Annotated in this window: 15 protein-coding genes; 5 read left to right on the top strand and 10 right to left on the bottom strand. The window is 73.0% G+C overall.

Features of this window, described 5'->3' with window-relative positions; all coding sequences use genetic code 11:
- The first annotated feature begins 159 nt into the window (after positions 1–159).
- Together ACNAW0_RS18015 and ACNAW0_RS18010 are read left to right on the top strand one after the other, a co-directional pair.
- Complete coding sequence (locus ACNAW0_RS18015) at positions 160–732, top strand: TetR/AcrR family transcriptional regulator (RefSeq protein ID WP_416289055.1); 573 nt, start codon at positions 160–162, stop codon at positions 730–732.
- 20 nt (positions 733–752) lie between these two features.
- Positions 753–2,051: an FAD-dependent oxidoreductase gene (locus tag ACNAW0_RS18010; protein ID WP_416289054.1), complete on the top strand. Its 1,299-nt coding sequence runs from the start codon at positions 753–755 to the stop codon at positions 2,049–2,051.
- A 145-nt stretch (positions 2,052–2,196) separates the two neighbouring features.
- Here the strand turns inward: ACNAW0_RS18010 and hpnH are convergent, their stop codons facing one another.
- The 8 genes from hpnH to ACNAW0_RS17970 form a co-directional block, all read right to left on the bottom strand.
- Positions 2,197–3,198 carry an adenosyl-hopene transferase HpnH gene (gene hpnH, locus ACNAW0_RS18005; RefSeq protein WP_416289053.1) on the bottom strand — a complete coding sequence of 334 codons (1,002 nt, stop codon included), beginning with the start codon at positions 3,196–3,198 and terminating at the stop codon, positions 2,197–2,199.
- The gene (ispH, locus tag ACNAW0_RS18000) at positions 3,195–4,748 is read right to left on the bottom strand and encodes a 4-hydroxy-3-methylbut-2-enyl diphosphate reductase (protein ID WP_416289052.1); all 1,554 of its coding nucleotides are present in this window, start codon (positions 4,746–4,748) and stop codon (positions 3,195–3,197) included. Before ispH ends, hpnH begins: the two co-directional genes overlap by 4 nt.
- Complete coding sequence (gene shc / locus ACNAW0_RS17995; protein ID WP_416289051.1) at positions 4,745–6,697, bottom strand: squalene--hopene cyclase; 1,953 nt, start codon at positions 6,695–6,697, stop codon at positions 4,745–4,747. The genes ispH and shc overlap by 4 nt, the downstream gene beginning before the upstream one ends.
- Entirely contained in the window at positions 6,697–7,701 is a 1,005-nt protein-coding gene (locus ACNAW0_RS17990) for a polyprenyl synthetase family protein (protein ID WP_416289049.1), read from the bottom strand. Before ACNAW0_RS17990 ends, shc begins: the two co-directional genes overlap by 1 nt.
- The gene (gene hpnE, locus ACNAW0_RS17985) at positions 7,698–9,065 is read right to left on the bottom strand and encodes a hydroxysqualene dehydroxylase HpnE (RefSeq protein WP_416289048.1); all 1,368 of its coding nucleotides are present in this window, start codon (positions 9,063–9,065) and stop codon (positions 7,698–7,700) included. The genes ACNAW0_RS17990 and hpnE overlap by 4 nt, the downstream gene beginning before the upstream one ends.
- Entirely contained in the window at positions 9,062–9,931 is an 870-nt protein-coding gene (gene hpnD / locus ACNAW0_RS17980; protein ID WP_416289047.1) for a presqualene diphosphate synthase HpnD, read from the bottom strand. Before hpnD ends, hpnE begins: the two co-directional genes overlap by 4 nt.
- Entirely contained in the window at positions 9,928–10,785 is an 858-nt protein-coding gene (hpnC, locus tag ACNAW0_RS17975) for a squalene synthase HpnC (RefSeq protein WP_416289046.1), read from the bottom strand. The genes hpnD and hpnC overlap by 4 nt, the downstream gene beginning before the upstream one ends.
- Before the next feature lie 502 nt (positions 10,786–11,287).
- A complete protein-coding gene (locus ACNAW0_RS17970) occupies positions 11,288–12,742 on the bottom strand; it encodes an RNA-guided endonuclease InsQ/TnpB family protein (protein ID WP_416289045.1) in 1,455 nt (484 codons plus the stop codon).
- A gap of 87 nt (positions 12,743–12,829) precedes the next feature.
- Here ACNAW0_RS17970 and ACNAW0_RS17965 point away from each other — a divergent pair, with 87 nt between their 5' ends.
- The gene (locus tag ACNAW0_RS17965; protein WP_416289044.1) at positions 12,830–13,675 is read left to right on the top strand and encodes an SAM-dependent methyltransferase; all 846 of its coding nucleotides are present in this window, start codon (positions 12,830–12,832) and stop codon (positions 13,673–13,675) included.
- A gap of 108 nt (positions 13,676–13,783) precedes the next feature.
- Here the strand turns inward: ACNAW0_RS17965 and ACNAW0_RS17960 are convergent, their stop codons facing one another.
- Positions 13,784–14,728 (bottom strand): MBL fold metallo-hydrolase, encoded by a 945-nt coding sequence (locus ACNAW0_RS17960; protein WP_416289043.1) that lies wholly within the window; start codon positions 14,726–14,728, stop codon positions 13,784–13,786.
- A gap of 237 nt (positions 14,729–14,965) precedes the next feature.
- Between ACNAW0_RS17960 and ACNAW0_RS17955 the strand changes: the two genes are divergently transcribed.
- Together ACNAW0_RS17955 and ACNAW0_RS17950 are read left to right on the top strand one after the other, a co-directional pair.
- Positions 14,966–15,943, top strand: coding sequence for a helix-turn-helix domain-containing protein (locus ACNAW0_RS17955; protein ID WP_416289042.1), 978 nt, complete (start codon positions 14,966–14,968; stop codon positions 15,941–15,943).
- Between the two features lie 32 nt (positions 15,944–15,975).
- A complete protein-coding gene (locus ACNAW0_RS17950; RefSeq protein WP_416289041.1) occupies positions 15,976–17,007 on the top strand; it encodes a hypothetical protein in 1,032 nt (343 codons plus the stop codon).
- A 13-nt stretch (positions 17,008–17,020) separates the two neighbouring features.
- Here the strand turns inward: ACNAW0_RS17950 and ACNAW0_RS17945 are convergent, their stop codons facing one another.
- Positions 17,021–19,945 carry an FAD-binding and (Fe-S)-binding domain-containing protein gene (locus ACNAW0_RS17945; RefSeq protein WP_416289040.1) on the bottom strand — a complete coding sequence of 975 codons (2,925 nt, stop codon included), beginning with the start codon at positions 19,943–19,945 and terminating at the stop codon, positions 17,021–17,023.
- Between the last annotated feature and the right edge of the window lie 39 nt (positions 19,946–19,984).

The raw sequence follows: 19,984 nt of genomic DNA, 5'->3' as shown, positions 1-19,984 counted from the left end.
CGGCGCCGAGCCTGGGCGGCATGGAGGGCCGGCTGCGGGGTTAAGGCCAGGGGCCACCCCAACACCTCGTTACGCCGGCAGCCGGCGTTCCGCGATTTGACGCGGTACCGGCATGCCTGCTATCAATCCACCAACCGGTTGGTTGATAGAGGAGCGCGGATGGCGGCAGCACGACAAGGCAGGCCGCCGGCTGGTCCGCAGCGCCGGGACGCCTTAGTGCGTGCGGCGTACCAGTGCCTGGCCGCGGCTGGGTTCGAGGGGCTGCGGATGCGGGACGTGGCCGGCCAGGTGGGCATCGACCATTCAACGATCCATCACCATTTCCCCACCAAACAGGACCTCGTGGTGGCAGTCGTGGACCACACGACCCGGCAGTTCTGGTCGACCACGCCGCGAAACGGCAGCCCGGTCGAACGCCTTCGCGGCCACCTCGCCATCCTTCGTCAGAAGATCGTCGACGAACCCGAGCTGCACGTGGTCTTGCGCGAACTGGACCTGCGGGCCCGGCGCGACCCCGTGCTGCGGGAGATCATCGCCAGCCGCGAGCAGGGCTGGCGGAACTCACTGCGGGCGCTGCTCGCCGGTGCCGCCGCAGACGGCGCGCTGACACCAGGTGTCGATCCGACCGTGGGGGCCGAGCTGATCATCGCCACGGTCAAGGGCGCGAGCTTGACCTCCGACGGCGCCGATGATGTCCTCGGGCTCCTCGACCTGCTGCTGACCCACGCCTGACTACCGGAAGGGACGTGCCAATGTCGACGAATCCGCTGCGGGTCATCATCGCCGGCGGTGGCATCGGCGGCCTGTGCCTCGCGCAGGGCCTGCACGCCGCCGGGATCAGCGTCGCGGTCTACGAACGTGATGCCGCGCCTGACGCGCGGCTGCAGGGGTACCGGCTCAACATCGAACCGGTGGGCAGCCGAGCGCTGCACGACTGCCTTCCCGCGCACCTGTGGGAGATCCTGGTGGCCACCGCCGGGGATCCCGGGCCCGGCATGGGGGTGTTCACCGAGCGGCTGCGGCTGCTGATGCGCGAGGACGACCTGCCCACGGGGCTCGGCCCGTCCCAGCGGACGCACGCGGTCAGCCGGATCACGTTGCGTCGGCTGCTGCTCGCCGGTCTGCACGGCATCGTCCAGTTCGGCAAGGAGTTCACCGGCTACCGACAGAACGCGGACGGCACTGTCACCGCCTTCTTCGCCGATGGCACCTGTGCCACCGGCGATCTGCTGGTCGGCGCGGATGGCTCCCGCTCACGAGTGCGGCGGCAGCTGCTGCCGCACGCCAAGCAGCGCAACGCACCCGGCGTCGGGATCGGCGGCAAGCTCCGGCTCGGCGATACGACGGCTTGGCTACCAGAGGAGATAACCAGCACCAAGAACGTGATCCTGCCGAAGCGGGACTTCCTGTTCACCGCAGTATTCCGCCGCCGAGAGGGTAGCGACGCCATCGTCGCGGGCGTCGGCGACCAACTGCGGGCCGCCGGTCTGGACCCGGATCTCGTCGTCCAGGACACGAAGGACGACGATTACGTCATGTGGGCTTACGTCGCTCACCGGCGGGTATTGCCAGCCGAGGCGACCGGCCAGCGCGGGCAGCGGCTGCGCGATCTGGTCATGTCCCGCCTGGCAGGCTGGCATCCCGATGTGCGGGAACTGATCGCCCAGACCCCCGAGGACACCATCGAGCAGTTCGACTTCTCCGCAGCGGCGCCCGTGAAACCCTGGCCCACCACCAACGTGACCCTGCTGGGCGACGCGATCCACTACATGCCACCGGTCGGTGGGCTCGGCGGCAACGCCGCGCTGCACGACGCCAACGCGTTGCGCCGTGCGTTGATCGCGGTCAGCCGGGGTGAACAGCCGTTGCTTCCCGCCATCGCCGAGTACGAGCGCGCGATGCTGACCAACGGCTTCGACGCGGTGCGAGCCGCGACCATGTACCTGCGCCTGGCCATCCTGCGCAGCCGCGCGATCCGGGCGGTCGCGCGGATGTTCTTCCGGCTCTGCGGCATAGTCCCGCCCCTGCGCCGCGCCGTCTTTTCGGACTGAGAGCGACGTTAGCGCGCAAAGGCGTCTGCTTGGGCTGCGGCGGTCGCGCCGCGCCTCGGCGAAGACCTCGGCGAGCAGCCCGCCACGCCGGCGCCGTACACCGTGGTCCGGTACACGCCGGAGCGGTCCGCCACGGCGTGCACGCTTAGTTTCGCATCGCGCGTAGCGACTGCCGCAGCGAGGACATGGTGGCCAGCACGGCGGTCGGCTCGTACCCGCAGTGCGCCATGCAGTTGGCGCACCGTGCGTCGCGTCCCCGGCCGTAGCTGTCCCAGTCGGTCGAGTCCAGCAGTTCCCGGTAGCTGGCGGCGTATCCGTCGTTCATCAGGTAGCAGGGCCGCTGCCACCCCAACAGCGAGTACGACGGGATGGCCCAGGCCGTGCAGGGGAAGTCCACCTTCCCCTCGAGGAAGTCGAGGAACAACGGCGAGTGGTTGAGCCGCCAGCGGCGTCGCCGGCCCCCGGCGAAGGCTTTGCGGAACAGCTCGCGGGTTTCCGTGACGCCCAGGAAGTGCTCCTGGTCCGGCGCCTTCTCGTACGCGTACGCCGGGGAGAGCATCATCTCGTCCACGCCAAGGTCGTCGTTGAGGTAGTCGAGCACCTCGATGACGGTCTGCGGGGTGTCGGTGTTGAAGAAGGTGGTGTTGGTGGTGACCCGGAAGCCGCGCCGCTGGGCGTCCCGGACGGCGGCCACCGCGGCGTCGAAGACCCCGTCCTTGCAGACCGCCGCGTCGTGCCGCTCCCGCAGCCCGTCGATGTGCACCGTGAAGGCGAAGTACGGCGAGGGGCGAAACTTGCCGATGTGCTTCGGCAGGAGGACGGCGTTGGTGCACAGGAAGACGAACTTCTTGCGCCGTACCAGCTCGGCGACGATGGTGTGGATCTCCGGGTGCATGAGCGGCTCGCCGCCGGCGATGGAGACCATCGGCGCACCGCACTCCTCCACGGCGGCGACAGCCTGCTCCACCGGCATCCGGCGCTTGAGCAGGTTCGCCGGCTGCTGGATCTTGCCGCAGCCCGCGCACGACAGGTTGCAGGCGAACAGCGGCTCCAGTTCCAGCAGCAGCGGGAACTGTTTGCGGCCACGTATCTTCTGTTCCATCAGGTAGCTGGCGATCCGCAGGCTCTGGCGCAACGGCATGCTCATGGCTGGCGTACCTCCTTCGGAAGGGTGAAAGCAACGTCCTCGACGATCGTGGTGTGCACGCTCACCTCCCTCGCCCCGAGCGCACCGAGCGCGGCGACGACCTCGTTGACCAGCGCGGGCGGCGCCGAGGCGCCGGCGGAGACGCCGATCGTCGCGGCCCCGGCGAGCCAGCGCAGGTCCACCCGACTCACGTCGTCGACCAGGTACGCCCGCGCGCCGGCCCGCTCGGCCACCTCCACCAGCCGACGCGAGTTCGAGGAGTTGTCCGAACCGACGACCAGGACGACGTCGGCCCGGGACGCGACCTCGGTGACGGCCCGCTGGCGATTGGTGGTGGCATAGCAGATGTCATCGGAGCCGGGGCCGCTCAGCGCCGGGAACCGGCGGCGCAGAGCATCGACGACCCCGGCCACCTCGTCGGTCGCGAGGGTCGTCTGCACCAGGTAGGACACCCGGTCCGGGTCGTCCACCCGCACCGCCTCGGCCGCGGCGGGATCGGGCACCAGGCGGATCCGCCCGGGAGCCTCGCCGAGCGTGCCGTCGGTCTCCTCGTGGCCGGCATGCCCGATCAGCAGCACGGTGTCGCCCCGGCCGGCGAACCGGCGCGCCTCGGTGTGCACCTTCGCCACCAGCGGACAGGTGGCGTCGATCACCGGCAACCGCCGCTCGGCGGCCTCCCGGCGCACCGCGGGCGCCACCCCATGGGCGGAGAAGACGGTCAGGCCGCCCTCCGGCACCTCGTCGAGTTCGTCCACGAAAATCGCACCGCGGGCTCGCAGGTCGGCCACGACCCGAGCGTTGTGCACGATCTGCTTGCGGACGTATACCGGCGGGCCGTGCTGTCGCAACGCCTGCTCCACCACGGCGATCGCCCGCTCCACGCCCGCGCAGAAGGAGCGGGGCGAGGCCAGCACGACCTGTCGCAGGCTGCTCGCCGCCGCCCACTCGGCCAACGCCGACGCCACGACGGGCAGCACGGCCAGCGCGGTACGGACCCGGCGGAGCGTGGCCGGCCGGTACAGCGACCCGGCCGCGGTGTCGGCGACCACCCGGACGCAGGCCGCCGGCCGGTCGCCGCGGCCGGCCAGCAGCCACGCCGATTCGCAGTCGGCGACCAACGCTCCGGTCGCGCCCAGCCGGGCCCGGGCCGCGCCGTCGACCAGCCGGTCGGTGGTGAGCACGGGGCCGACGTGCACCCGCAACCCGCGGCGGCGCAGGGCCGCGGCGAGCAGGGGGGCGTCCGGCAGGAGCAGCACGCGCGGCGGTCCGCCCTGGGCCAGCGGGTCGACGCGTACCTCGCTGGCCACCACTACGTCGCCGGCGGCCAGCCCGGCGGCCAGCCCGCCCCCGATCCCGGCGACGGCGACCGGGGCGCCGCCGGCCGGGCGACGGGCGGCGGCCGCCCGGGCGCGCCGCGGCCCGACGCCGGTACGGCGCAGCACCGGTCGTCCGGGCGAGGCGCGGTGGACCAGCCCACGCCGCAGCGCCGACGCTTCCACGCGCATCGGCGCGTACAGCGTCCAGGGCGGACTGCCGGCCGCTGCGGTCACGACAGCGCCTCGACGTCGAGGCCGGTGGCGCGCGCGTCCAGGATCCGACCGAGGGCGCTGATCGGGAAGACCAGCCGGTACAGGCCGTAGTTGATGTAGAAGTCGCCAGGGAAGCCGGTGCCGGTGTACTGCGGCTCGTCCCAGCCGCCGTCCGCGCGCTGGGTGTCGACCAGCCAGCGCACCCCCCGGGTGGCGGCCTCCCCCGATCCGTGGCCGGCGGCGTGCAGCGCTAGCAGCGCCCACGCGGTCTGCGACGCGGTGGACTCGCCGCGCCCGATCCAGGCCGGGTCCCGGTACGAGCGCAGGTCCTCGCCCCATCCGCCGTCGGGGTTCTGGTGCGCCAGCAGCCAGTCCACGGCGCGGCGGATCGCCGGGTGCATGGGCCGCAGGCCGGCGGCCACCAGGGCCGGCACCACCGCCCCGGTGCCGTAGACGTGGTTGGCCCCCCAGCGGCCGAACCAGGATCCGTCCGGCTCCTGTGCCCGCAGCAGCCAGGCCACGCCGCGGCGCACCGGCACCGTGTCGGCGAAGTTCTCCGCCGCCAGCGCCTCGACGATGTGCGCGGTCACGTCGGCGCTGGGCGGGTCGATGACCTCGCCGAAGTCGCAGAACGGCAGGTCAGCGACCATTTCCCGGGTGTTGTCGGCGTCGAAGGCGGCCCAGCCGCCGTCGCGGCACTGCATGCCGAGCATCCAGCGGTTGGCGCGCAGCACGGCCGCGTCGGCCGGCAGGTTGGTACGCCGCAACGCCATGATCACCTCGGCGGTGTCGTCGGTGTCGGCGTACCCGTCGTTCTCGAACTCGAAGGCCCAGCCGCCGGTCGGGATGTTCGGCCGGCGTACCGCCCAGTCGCCACGGACCCGGATCTCCTCACCGAGCAGCCAGGTGCCGGCCCGCGTCAGGGCGGGATGCCCGGCCGGCAGCCCGGCGTCGGAAAGCGCGATGACCGCCAGGGCGGTGTCCCAGACCGGCGACTGGCAGGCTTCCAGCCAACGCACCGGGCCGTCCGGGCTCGGCTGGCGCACCGTGAACCGGTCCAGCCCGGCCAGGCCGCTGCGCAGCACCGGATGGTCCAACGAATAGCCGAGCAGGTGCAGCGCCATCAGCGAGTACACCCAGGGCGGCTGGATCCCGCCCCACGATCCGTCGGCCTCCTGGCGGGCCACGATCCACTCGGCGGCCCGACGCAGCGCGTTGCGGCGCAGCGGGCCACGGGCGATCCGCTCGTAGCCGGCGGCGAGCCGGTCGAGGCGGTGCAGCACGCCGGGCCGGGACAGCAGCCGGGGCGGCCGCGGCGGCTCGGCGGCGGTGCGCAGTTCGTCGACGGTGAAGCCGAGGTCCCGCACCGGGCGCAACGCGCGGACGATGGACAGCGGGACGAGGGTCTGCCGGGCCCAGCAGGCGAAGTCGTAGATGTTGAACGGCATCCAGGGTGGCAGCAGCACCAGCTCGGGTGGCACGGCGGGCAGCCGGGACCAGGGCCAGTGGCCGAACAGGGCCAGCCAGAAGCGGGTGAAGACGCGGCTGGCGGCCAGCCCACCCTGCTCGCGGACGAACGCGGCGGCCCTCGCCATGTGCGGCGCTTCGGGCGCGTCACCGTCCAGCCGCAGCGCCAGATACGCCTCGATCGTGGTGGACAGGTCGCCCGGGCCGCCGTGGAAGTTGGCCCAGGAGCCGTCGGGCCGCTGCTGGGAGCGGATCCAACGCGCGGACTCGGCGGTCTGCTCGGCGGTACGGATGCCGAGGAACTGCCGCAGCAGGAGGTCCTCAGCGTCCATGGTGACGTTGGTGACCAGGTCGCCCTTCCACCAGCCGGCGTCGTCCTGCAGCCCGAGCAGGTGGTCGCGGGCGCGGCGCAGGGCTTCCCGGGCGACATCGGATGCGCCTTCGCCCGCCGGTGCGGCGGTGACGACGGACCCGGTGGGCTTCGGCGAGAGCAGTTCGGTCATCAGTGATCCCGTCCGGTGATGAAGGTGGTGATGTCGGCGAGCTCACGGCGTACGTGGTCGGGCAGGTCCAAGGCGGCCAGTTCCGCGCGGGCCCGCTCGGTTTCCCGCGCCGCCCGCTGCTGCGTCCACTCGCGAGCCCCGGTCGCCTCGATCAGTCCGGTGGCGCGGGTCACGTCGTCGTCCAGCGGTGCCGGCGACCGGTACAGCTCGGCCAGCGCCCGGCCGGCCCGGCCGCCGTCGGTCACCGCCCGCACGACGGGGATGGTGCGCTTGCGGGCACGCAGGTCGGAGCCGACCGGCTTGCCGGTGCGCCGGGGATCACCCCAGATGCCGAGCAGGTCGTCGACGAGTTGGAAGGCGAGCCCGAGGTGCAGGCCGAACCGGGACAGCCCGTCGACCAGCCCGGCGGGGCCGCCGCAGAGCAGCGCCCCGAGCGCGCACGAGCCGGACAGCAGGGCGGCGGTCTTGTCGCCGGCCATGGTCAGGCACTCGTCGAGGGAGACGTCGTCGCGGTGCTCGAAGGCCAGGTCGGCGGCCTGTCCGCGGATGAGGGCGCGCACGTCCAGAGCGAGCCGCCGCACCGCCGGACCGCCGCCGGCGACCTCGGCGAGGGCCTCGTACGCCAGCCCGATCAGGGCGTCCCCGGCGAGGATGGCACGGCTGACGCCGAACACGGTCCACGCGGTGGGCCGGTGGCGGCGTTCCGTGTCGCCGTCCATCACGTCGTCGTGCAACAGAGAAAAGTTGTGCGTCAGCTCGACCGCGGCGGCGGCCGGCACGCCGGCCTCGGGTTCGGCCCCGGTGGCCTGGGCGGACAGCAGGGCCAGCGCCGGGCGCAGTCCCTTGCCCCGGCAGACAGCGGGCGACCCGTCGGCGTTCCAGTAGCCCATCTGGTAGCCGGCGACCAGCCGGTTACCCGGGTCCAGCCGGTCCAGCAGCACCCGGATGGCGGGTTCCACGTGCGTGTGGAGCTGGCTGGTGCTGTGGCTGTGCGCGATGGTCATCGTACGGCCTCCGTGTGGTGTCGGGGCCGGGACGCGAGCTGGCGGGCGACGACGTCCGCGGCCTCCTGGCCGCTGAGCACCGCGCCCTCCATCGTGTCCGGCCAGCCCGTGTCGATCCATGCGCCGGCCAGCACCAGCCCGGGTAGGCAGGTCGTCGTGGCCGGCCGGTACGCGCGGGTGCCGGGTGCCTGCCGGAAGGTGGCCCGCGGCTCCCGGGTGACGAACGCGTCGCGTACCGGGGTGTGCCGCGCGGCGGGGAACAGCGCGGCGAGCGCCGCGCGCTGGGCCGCCACCAGGTCGGCGGCGGGCCGGTCGATCTCGGTGTCGGCGGCCGACAGGGACACCACCACCTGCTGCGCGTCGTCCGGCCCAGGCCGGGTGAAGATCCACTGTGCCGGGGACTCCACGGCGGCAGCCATGGTCAGCTCGGTGATCCGGCGGGCGTAGCGCAGGTGCACGTTGACGATCGGCGCCGCGCCGAGCCGGTGCCAGTCGCTGGCGCCGGGCGCGGCGACCGGCGGCACCAGCGCGGCGGCGACCTGGTGCGGCACGGCCAGGACGACGGCGTCGGCGGCGATCTCGCCGTCGTTCAGGCCGACCCGGAAGCCGTGGGACTCCGGGTGGATCCAGCGGACGCGGGAGCGGGTTTGCACTCGGGCGCCGAACTGCTGCAGCAGCCGCCGGGCCGGCACGGCGTGCAGGTCGGTCAGCGGGACCGTGGGCCGGCCGATGTCGCCGGCGTCGGCGGCGTCGAGCAGCCCGGTGCGGAAGACCCGGGCGGCCAGGGCCAGCGACGCGTGGGCGCTGGGCAGGTTCAGCGCGGCCACGGTGACCAGGTCCCAGAGTCGGCGTACGGCACGGTCGCTCTGGCCGTGTTCGGCGAGCCAGTCGCCGAAGCCGCGGGTGTCGGTCGCCGGCAGGTCGGGGTCGACGTGCCGCAGCGCGGCGGCGGCCCGCACGGCGGCGACCCGCTCCGCGGGGGCGAGCAGCCGGTAGGTGGCCAACGTGGGCAGCAGGTGCGCCGGCGCCGGCAACCGCCGGCGGGCCAGCAGGTGCGGGGCCCGCCCCGGAAGCAGCACCGGCACCGCGAACCGCGGTTGCACCTCGGTGTCGCCGGTGACGCCGAGCCGGTCGAGCAGGCCGCGGTAGGCGTGGTAGCAGCGCAGGAAGACGTGCTGGCCGGTGTCGACGGCCAGCCCGTCGCGGCGGAAGGAGTAGGTCGCTCCCCCGAGTTCGGACCGGCTCTCCAGCAGCGTCACCGGCAGTCCCTGGTCGGCGAGGCGAATCGCCGCGGCGATGCCGGCCAGGCCGCCGCCGATCACGCACACGCCGCCGGCTCCGCCCGGCACCTGCGGGGCGGTCATGCCGAGCGTCCGACGAGTGCGCGCGCGGCCACCCACGCCTTCTCCCGCCCGGGCAGCGACACCCGGCTGCGGGTGACCGCCAGCGGGTCCGCCTCGATCCGCAGGAGCAGGCGGCGGTAGATGCCAGCCATCGCGGCGGTGCAGGCCGCGCTGCGCCGGTCCAGCAGGGGCAGCAGCCGCAGCCCGGTGTCGTACCACTGGGCGGCCCGGCGCGCCTGGAAGCGGACGAGTGCGATCAGCCGCTCGGGCGGGTCGGCGAACCGGGCACCGTCCAGCCGCAGAGTGCAGCCGAACCGGTCCAGGTCCTCGATCGGCAGGTAGATCCGCCCGTCGAGGCGGTCCTCCACCAGGTCGCGCAGGATGTTGGTCAGTTGCAGCGCCACGCCCAGCGCGTCGGCCAGCGGTTCGGCCCGGCCCGGGTCGGCGGCACCGAACACCCCGAGGGAGAGCCGGCCGATCGAGCCGGCCACGCAGCGGCAGTACCAGTGCAGGTCGTCGAAGGTGGCGTACCCCCGGCCGGTCACGTCGGCGACGCACCCGTCAATGAGTTCGTCGAAGGCCGCCAGGGGGATCGGCAGCCGGACCGCGGCGTCGGCGAGCGCGGTGAGCACCGGGTCGCCGTCGTCGTTACCGGGCAGTTGGTGCAGCGCCTCCCGGGTACGCGCCAGGTGGTCCAGCTTGTCGTCCGGCGGCATGGTGCCGTCGCCGATGTCGTCGATGCGTCGGGCCGCGGCGTAGATGGCCGACAAGGCGCGGCGTTTCACCGGCGGCAGCAGCCGGATCCCGTACGCGAAGTTGGCGGCCTGGCTGCGGGTGATCTGCTCGCAGCGCCGGTAGGCCGTGTCGACGTCGCCGATCGTGGTCATCCAGCGCTCCTCACAGTGGCGGTCAGCCAGCGGTGCAGGATGCGCCGGCCCCTGGGGCGGACGGTGGCCGGCAGCGGATCGTGGTCAGCGGCGGCCAGCGCGTCGAGGGTCGCCCGGCCGCCGGCCAGGTAGCCACTCACCGCGAGCCGGGCCCAGCCGCGCAGGGCCGCCACGAGCGGCGCGCCGGCGTCGAGCCACGCGCAGGCCCGCTCCGCCTCGAACTCGATCAGGTCGCGTAGCTGGCGGCCGGCGGTGGGGCGGGCGAGGTCGGCCTCGGTCACCCCGAACCGGTCCATGTCCTCCGCCGGCAGGTAGATCCGGCCGCGGCGGTGGTCCTCGGCCACGTCCTGCAGGTGTTCGACGAGCTGCAACGCCGTGCAGACCCGGTCGGACAGCTCGACCCTGGCCTGCCCCACCTGCCCGAACACGTGCAGGACCAGCTCGCCGACCGGGTTGGCCGACAGGGTGCAGTACTCGACCAGTTGATCGAAGGTGGCGTACCGGGTCACCCGCTGGTCGACCCGGTTCGCCTCGATCAGCCGGACGAGCGCGTCGAGGGGCAGCCGGCACTCGACCACGGTGGGGGCGAGGGCGCGTACCACCGGGTGGGTCACCTCGTGGCCGGCGTAGAGTTTCCGCAGCTCGGCCTCGATGTCGTCGAGCGCGGCGAGCCGGTCGGCGGTGCCGGGCAGGGGTTCGTCCCCGATGTCGTCGATCTGGCGGGCGTAGGCGTAGACCGCGAGCAGATGACGGCGGTACCGGCCGGGCAGGACCCGCAGCGCGACCGGAAAGTTCTCCTGCGACCGGGCCTGCTCGACCCGGCGGACCGCCGCGACGGCCGTGCGTTGGCTCATCAGCATTCCTTCCTGGCCGGGCACGGGGCCGCCGGTGTCTGCTCGTCCGGGCAGGGCCCGGTGCGGACGCCGCCGGTGTCGTAGGGCGTCCCTGCCCGATGCGGGCTGGAGCGATCGGTGCAGGACCGCGCGCGGCGATGGGCGGCGCGGTGGCGCCGGGGAAACACCGATCCCCAGAGCCGTCGTGAATTCACCTTAACCATGCAGATCGGTGCCAATTCCCTGATTCCCGCCAAATCCCCTGAGGCGAGGCAGCCGCCGGGCGGCCTGGACTCAGGCGTGGCGGATGGCTGGGACGCGGCTGCCGCGGCCAGGCCGGCCGGGCTGCAGGCCGGATGAACTTTGGGGCAGAGCGGCACGAGCATGATCGCGGTCGCGCCGGGCGACGGTCGGCCCGCCCAGCGACGGCCGCAGCCGGTCGCGGACGCGCGGGGTCAGTGCTCGAGAGGGACCTGCGGGTGACGGGTCGGCCCGCTACAGCGTGTCTCATAAGTCTGTTGGGTCATGAGACACCGCCCTTCTCGGGCGTCCCTGCCGTCACGGATATTCGTGGCGGCAGGGTTCCTCCGTCATCGGGGCTGGTTTCACCGGCGCGTGGGCGCTGGCCAGAGCCGTCCCCTCGGGAGGCGTTGGTGACCGGGCCTCGTACTTCGGGGTCCCGGGTCTGGGCATGGTGGTGCTCGGCCCAGACAGCGAGGTTGACCGCCGCGTTGACGTCCCGGTCCGCCGTATGCCCACACTCCTGGCAGCGGAAGATGCGTACGGACAGGGGCAGTGCTGGGCCGATGGTGGCGCAGGCACTGCACATCTTGGTGGACGGGTACCAGCGGGGTGCCGGGGTGGTCTGCCCGCCGCGCCAGCGTTGCTGGTAGCCGATGATGCGGGCCAGGTCAGCCCAGCCCGGGTCGGAGATGGCGGCGGCCAGACGCCGGTTACGGAGCATGCCGGCGGTGTGCAGGTCTTCCAGGACCAGCCGGTCGTGGGTCTTGACCAGCCGATTGGCGACCTTGTGTAGGAAGTGTCGACGTATGTTGGCGACGCGGTGGTGAGCCTGGGCCAGCCGGGCGACGGCCTCAGCCCGATTACGTGAGCCTCGCCGTTTGCGGCTGACCTGGCGCGACAGACGTCGTAGTCGGGGCAGGGCGGTCCGCAGCGGCCGGGGCGCATCATCGACGCGCAGCACCTGCCGGCCGGTGGTGTCGGCGGCCACGACGAGAGCGGCAAGGCCCCGGTCGACGCCCACCCAACCACCACCGCCGTCGGGGCGGGGTGGGTGTTGGCGGGCGGGATGCAGGGCAGCTGCCTGCACCGTCACGGTGATGGTCCATCGGCCGGCCCGGGCAGAGACGGTGGCATACCGGATGTGGGCTCGGCCGGTGCGGATCATCCGCCGCAGGCGGCGGGTGTCCTCCCGTACCCTCAGGACCCCGATCCTCGGCAGACACACACTGCGCGGCCCCGCCGTGGGATCCCCGACCCGGATACTCGCCCGACCCGCCTTGGTGGTGCAGCGGATACGAAACGACGGCCGGGTGCGGGCCTTGCGTTTGAATGTCGGGAACCCCACCCGACGGCCCGACCGTTTCCCCCGCCGCGACTCGGCCCAGGCGGCCAGGCCACGACCCAGGTCGACAGCGGCTTCCTCACACACCTGCTGACACACCTGCGCCCGCCACGACAACCCCGTCACCACGACCTCGACCGAGCCGGCCGCATCGACCACGAACCGGCGACCCGCCCGCGCCGAACACTTCCACGAGTTGAACGCGTTGATCAGGTCAAAACCCGACCACGGCACCACCACCGGCACACCCCGACGCTTCACATCCAGAGCTTCCTTCACCAGAGCCAGGCACTGGTTGAACGCAAACCGGGACGCCCCCGCATGACGAGCCAACACCACCACCTGCGACGGCGACGCGTCGACGGTGAACCGGAACGCGGTAAACCTCCCCACAACCCCACACCATGCCCGCCACCTACGACACTTCCGAAACACAGCGTAGGATCTCGCAGGACGCCCACTATGGACGGGGAGGCCGCCGTGTCGGACACGACATCAGGGGTACACGCGGTACCGGAGCAGTCGCCGTCGGCGCGGATCGACCCGTCCGTGCCGCATCCCGCCCGCCGCTACGACTACTGGCTCGGCGGCAAGGACAACTTCGCGGCGGACCGGCGGTCCGGGGACGCGGTCGCCGCAGCCTACCCGGCGATCCGGACCACGGTGATCGAGAACCGGCGGTTCCTGCAGCGGGCCACCCGCTACCTGGCCGAGACGGCCGGCATCCGGCAGTTCCTCGACATCGGGACGGGCATCCCGACCAGCCCCAACATGCACGAGGTCGCCCAGCAGATCGGGGCCGACTCGCGGGTCGCCTACGTCGACAACGACCCGATCGTGCTCGCGCACGCACGCGCCCTGCTGACCAGCACACCGGAGGGCGCCACCGCGTACGTCGACGCCGACCTGCGCGACCCGGAGCGGATCCTGAGCCACCCCGACATCCGGGCCACGATCGATCTTGACCGGCCGGTCGGGCTGATGCTGGTGGCGATCCTGCACTTCCTGACCGACGACGACGATCCCTACGGGATCACCCGTCGGCTGGTCGAGGCCCTCCCGTCGAACAGCTACGTGGTGATCTCGCACGCCACCACCGACCTGGTATCGCGAGAGGTCGCCGCGACCGCGGCGCCGGTCACCACGACCAGCATGATCGACATGGCCTTCCGAGGCAGGGACGAGTTCGCCGCGTTCTTCGACGGCCTGGAACTCGTTCCGCCCGGCATCAGCCCGGTCACCGAGTGGCGCCCGGACACGCCGCCCGAGCACCGGACGCCCGCCGCGCAGGCCTCCATGTACGGGGCTGTCGCCCGCAAGCCCTGAACCTGGTACGCGCACACCGCCCGCACCAGCACCGGCCCGGGGCCAGGTGCCTCAGGCCGCCTCCCGGTCGTCGCGCCGCTCCGCCCCCGGTCGCGCGACGGCGTGGAGTCAACGCCGTCGTGCCGTCACCTCGGTCCATGGCTGCCTCAGGTGTGGGGTGGCCAGCACGGCGCCCCTGGCTTCGGCCTCCGCGAGGAGCCGCTGGCGGGTCCGGCGGGCGGCATCGGGATCGGCCTCGTACCGGTAGGCCACCTCGGGGTCGACGAGTTGGACCGCGTGGACCAGCACGTCACCGGTGATGATCACCTGGTCACGGCCGTCGTCGACCACGACCGACTGGTGACCGGACGTGTGTCCGGGCGTGGGGATGACGCGGATTGACCCGCCCGACCGGCCGGTGGCGGTGGCGAGGCGGGCAGCGCCGTCGACCTCGTCGAGCTGGCCGGTCGCGCGCAGTGGGTCGACGACGTACGCCCGGGCCGCGTCGCCGTCCGGCAGGCTGGCCACCTCGCGCCGCTGGACGACGTACCGGGCGTTGGGGAACATGGGCGTACCGTCCAGCCCGACGGACCAGCCGAAATGGTCCTCGTGCAGGTGCGTGAGCACCACCACGTCGACGTCCGCCGGGTCGATTCCGGCGCGCCCGAGCTCGGCCGGAAGCCGGCCCGGTGTCGGCGCCCATCCCCCGGCCGGGCTACCGTCGGGCCCCACCCCGGTGTCGACCAGCATCAGCCGGTCCCGTGGCCCGCGGATCGCGTAACAGCGGAAGTCCAGCTGCCAGGTCTCCCCGGGGCCGTACGCGTCGGGGTCGACGACCCGGGCGAGGTCCCAGTCGTGCGGCGTCGCCTGGGGGAACGCCGCCTGCCGGTCGAGAAAGAACGGCCCGGCGGCGTCGAGCAGCGGGATCACCTCGAACGCACCGACCGACCGTGGCGCCACCATTTGCCACCCTCTCGTCCGGGTCGGGTCGGCGCTCGCCGGATCGGCGGCGCCCGTCGGGCCGGCCACCGTCACGGCCGTGGCGGCGAGCAGGAACGTGCGTCGTCCGATCACGCCGGGAGTCTCGTTCACGGTAGCGGCCTCTCGTCCGGGCCCGGCCGGTGCACCCGGCGGGTCAGGGACCGACGGTAGAACCGGGAGCGATGCCGTGGCGGACGGGCGACCTGATCCTGGCGATACGTGACCGGATATCACCGCGGGCCTCACCCGCTCCACTTCCTAGGATCGGGGGCACGGACCCGATCCCGTCCAGGGCGGCGGGAGCACCGTGCAGGCGGAGGAGGTCGCCGGATGCCGCTGGACGGACCCGACGTGGCCGTGCTGGCCTACGCCGGCGCGGGCAGCTTCGACTACGTGACAGTCAACGAGATCTTCGGCGTGGACTACTCCGACCGGTTCGGATCGTGGTACCGGACCCGGACGTGCGGTCTGGTACCAGGCCCGGTCGACCTCGACGGCGGGGTCACCGTCCAGGCGCCGCACGGGCTCGACGAAGCGGAACGGGCCGACCTGCTGATCGTGCCGGGGTGGACGAAGGAACGGGAGGTTCCGCCGCAGGCGTTGCTCACGACCCTGCGGCGGGCGTATCGGCGAGGGGCGCGGATCATGTCGATCTGCACCGGAGCGTTCGTGCTCGGTCACGCCGGCCTTCTCGATAAGCGACGGGTCACGACGCACTGGGCGCAGGCCCCGCTGCTCGCCTCGCTGTTCCCGGCCGCAGCCGTGGACCCGCGTGCTCTGTTCATCGACGACGGCCGCATTCTCACCGCCGCGGGCATGTCGGCGGGGATCGATCTTGCGCTGCACGTCGTACGCGGCGACTTCGGCGCGGATGCCGCCGCCGCCCTCGCCCGCCGGCTGGTACTGGCCGGTTACCGCAGCGGAGGCCAAGCGCAGTTCGTCGACACGCCACTCAACCCCGACCCGGGTGATCCGCTGCCGGACCTGCTCGACTGGCTACGCCAGCACCTGGCGCAGCGGTGGTCGCTGCACTCGCTGGCAGCCCGGGTGCACATGAGTCCGCGGACCCTGGCCAGGCGTTTTCAGCGTCTCACCGGAATGAGCCCGCACCAGTGGCTGGCGCGGGAGCGGATACTGGCCGCGCAACGGTTGCTCGAGACCGGCGACGAGTCGGTCGAACAGATCGCCGCCCGGACCGGCATCGGCTCGGCCAGCAACCTGCGGTACAGCTTCCGCCGCGAACTCGGGATCTCGCCCCAGGCGTACCGGGCGAGGTTCCGCTCCCGCCGAAACCTCGCAGGCCATTGACGATCGTCACTGGGTAACTTAGGTTCGGCATCATGATTATCAATGGTCGACGCCTTCTGGCGATGCTCGCCGCCGTCGTGACGGTCACCGCCGTCGGCATACCCGATGCGGCCGCCGCAACCGTGCTCCCCATCAACGACCTCGGCAGTGGCAGCTACCTCGGCTTCCAGGGCGGGCTGTACCCCGCCGGCAGGAACACCATGCCCGACGCCCACCGCACGGCCGGCGTCAACCGAGCCCTCCGGGTACGCCCGCTCGACACCGCCGGCACGCCGAGCCCCAACGGCAGGTACGTGCTGCTCTCCATCGGCATGTCCAACACCACCCAGGAGTTCTGCTCCGGGGACACCGGCGGGCAGTGCGCGCCGTACTCATTCATCGGTCAGGCTGCCGCGGACCCGCAGGTCAACCATGACAAGCTGGTCATCGTCGACGGCGCCGCGGGTGGCCAGACCGCCGACACCTGGGACGCGCCGACCGACGCCAACTACGACCGGGTCCGGGACACCAGACTGGCACCCCTCGGCTTGTCCGAGCGACAGGTCCAGGTCGCCTGGGTCAAGGTCGCCAACGCCAACCCGTCGGTGTCGCTGCCCGCGACCAACGCCGACGCGTACCAGCTCGTGAGGCAACAGGGCAACATCCTCCGCGCGCTGAAGCAGCGCTACCCCAACCTGCAGCAGGTCTTCTTCTCCAGCCGGATCTACGCCGGCTACGCCACCACCACCCTGAACCCCGAGCCGTACGCCTACGAGACGGGATTCGGCGTCAAGTGGGTGATCCAGGCGCAGATCACCCAGATGTCGGGCGGCGGCACCGACCCCCGGGCCGGCAACCTGGACTACAACAGCGCCGCATCGTGGACGGCCTGGGGCCCGTACCTCTGGGCCAACGGTCTGCAGCCCCGCTCCGACGGGCTCATCTGGGAACGGTCGGACTTCGGCTCCGACGGGACGCATCCGTCCACGTCAGGGCGGCGGAAGGTGGCGAGCATGCTGCTCCGCTTCTTCAAGACCTCACCCCACACCGCCTGCTGGTTCACCGTCGGCGGCACCTGCGCCTAGTGCCTCCGGATCTTCACCGGCCCGTGCGACGCCCGGGCGACGTTGGCGAGTCGCCCGGCGGCAGGTGGCGGGCGAGCAGCTGGGCGAGGTGCTCCCCGGGCCGGTCGGCGAGCGCGTCGAGCTGGGTACGACAGCTGAATCCGTCGGCGAGCACGACGGCATCGGATGCCGCACCGCGTACCGCGGGCAGCAGGTCGTGCTCCGCGACGGCGACGGAGACCTCGTGGTGGCCCCGCTCGACGCCGAAGTTGCCGGCGAGACCGCAGCAGCCGCCGAGTCGCCGGACCTCGACGCCGGCCCGCTTCAGCAGCGCCGCGTCGGCGTCCCAGCCCAGCACCGCGTGCTGGTGACAGTGTGGCTGGGCGACGGCGGTGGCCCCGGCCAGGTCCGGCGGCGCCCAGCCGGGAGTGGCGGTCAGCAGCTCGGCCAGCGTACGGGTGGCGGCCGCCACCTCCGCGGCGACGTCCGCGTCCGCGCCGTCGAGCAGCTCGAGCGCGTCGGAACGCAGCACCGCGGTGCAGGACGGTTCCAGGCCGACCACCGTCGCGCCGGCCCGCACGTGTGGGGCCAGCGCGGCCACGGTGGCCCGGACCTGCCGGCGGGCGCCGTCGAGCTGGCCGGTGGAGATCCAGGTCAACCCGCAGCAGACCGGCCTGTCGGTCACGCGTACCTGGTAGCCCGCCTGTTCCAGCACCGCCACGGCGGCCCGCCCGACCTCAGGTGCGAAGGAGTCGGTGAAGGAGTCGACGAACAGGATCACGTCACCGTGCCGCCCGGGCGGGGACGGCCGGCCGCGCCGGGCGTACCAGCGCCGGAACGTCGTGGTGGCGAGGCTCGGCAGGGTACGCCGGGCGTCGACCCCGGCGGACCAGGTGATGAGCGGGTGCAGCACGGTCGAGCGCAGCATCGCGTTGAGCACGCGGGTCACCGCCGGCACTCGGCCCACCAGCCGCGCCCAGCGCGGCAGCCAGCCGAGGACGTAGTGCGAGCGGGGGCGGACCCGCCCGCGGTAGCGCTGGTGCAGCGCCTCGGCCTTGTAGGCGGCCATGTCGACCCCGGTGGGGCAGTCGGCGGAGCAGCCTTTGCAGGACAGGCAGAGGTCCAGCACGTCGTGCAATGCGGCGGACCGCCAACCGTCCGGCCCGAGCCGTCCGGAGACCACGTCCTGCAGCACCCGGGCCCGGCCCCGGGTGGAGTCCTTCTCGTCCCAGGTGGCCAGGAACGACGGGCACATCACGCCGCCGGATCCGGTGGTGTCGGCGCGGCACTTGCCGACGCCGGTGCAGCGGTGGGCGGCCATCGACAGGTCGCCCCGGTCATGCCGGTAGGCGAGCGCGAGGGTGGGCAGCTCGGCGCGGCGCAGCGGCGGCGCGGCGGCGACCCGCACGTCGGCGTCCAGGGGCGCCGGCCGGACGATGACGCCCGGGTTGAGCACGTCGTGCGGGTCGAATACCGCCTTGACCCGCCCGAAGAGGTCGATTGCGTCGGGCGAGTACATCAACGGCAGCAGCTCGCCGCGGGCCCGCCCGTCGCCGTGCTCGCCGGACATCGACCCGCCGTGCCGGGCGGCCAGCTCACCGGCCGCGTAGAGGAAGTCCTTGAAGACCTTCGTGCCGTCGGCGTCGGTCAGGGGGAAGTCGATGCGGATGTGCAGGCAGCCGTCGCCGAAGTGCCCGTACGGCACCCCGGTCAGTCGGTGGTCGGCAAGCAGCGCCTCGAACTCGCGCAGGTTCGCGCCGAGTTTCTCGGGCGGTACGGCCGCGTCCTCCCACCCGGCGTGGGCGGGCGCGCCGGCGGGCGTACGGGCGGACAGCCCGGCCCCGTCCTCCCGGATGCGCCACAGGGCCGCCGCGTGGGCGGGGTCGGTGACCACCATCGCGTCGAGCGCGCCCGCGCCGCTGGTCAGGCGCTGCGCCGTGTCCAGCACCGCGGGCCGCTCGTCGCCCGCCAGCTCCACCAGCAGCCAGCCGTCCCCCCAGGGCAGGTCGGGCACCGCCGCGGCACCCCGGCGGGCGCGTACGACGTCCACGATCCGCCCGTCCAGTCCCTCGCAGGCGATCGGGGCGTACGGCAGGATGGCCGGCACCGCGTCCGCGGCCTCCGCCATCGACGGGTAACCGAGCGCCACCAGGACGCGTACGGGGGCGTCGCGGACCAGGCGGACGCGGGCCGCGAGGGTGAGCGCCAGGGTGCCCTCGGAGCCGACGAGTGCCCGGGCCACGTCGAAGCCCCGCTCGGGCAGCAGATGTTCGAGGGAGTATCCGGAGACCTGACGGCCGAACCGGCCGAGTTCCGTCCTGATGGTGGCCAGGTTTCCCCGGACCAACTGCCGGAGGTCGGCCAGCAGCGGCGATTCCTCGGTCGCGCCGTCGATCGCGCCGAGGCGCAGGCGCTCGCCGGTGCCGGCCACCACGTCGAGGCCGAGGACGTTGTCGCTGGTGCGGCCGTACCCCAGGGCCCGCGACCCGCAGGCGTTGTTGCCGATCATCCCGCCCAGGGTGGCGCGGTTGTGGGTCGACGGGTCGGGACCGAACCGCAGGCCGTACGGCGCCGCCGCCCGTTGCAGACGCGACTGCACGACACCCGGTTCGACCAGCGCGCTGCGCGTCTCCGGGTCGATCTCCAGCACCCGGTCGAGGTGCCGACTGGTGTCCACCACGATGCCGGGCCCGACCGCGTTGCCGGCGATCGAGGTGCCGGCGCCGCGCATCGTGATCGGGACCTCGTGCTCCGTGGCGACGGCGAGCACGGCGAGCACCTCGTCGACGTCCCGGGGCAGGACGACCACCTGCGGCGGGATCCGGTAGAGCGACGCGTCGGAGGAGTAGAGCGAACGGCCCAACGGCGAGTCGTCGACCTCCGCGACGCCGGCGCGGCGCAGCGCGCCGACGAGGTCGCGGGTGGCCGCCGCGCCCGGTGTCCGGCGCGTCACGCCCATCGAACCCATCATCACCCCCGTTCGTTGCCACGGACAGGG

This window comes from Micromonospora sp. SL1-18 (assembly GCF_047921505.1).
Lineage (GTDB): Bacteria > Actinomycetota > Actinomycetes > Mycobacteriales > Micromonosporaceae > Micromonospora.
Note: the sequence above shows the minus strand (reverse complement) of the source record. Positions and strands in the feature narration are given on the sequence as shown.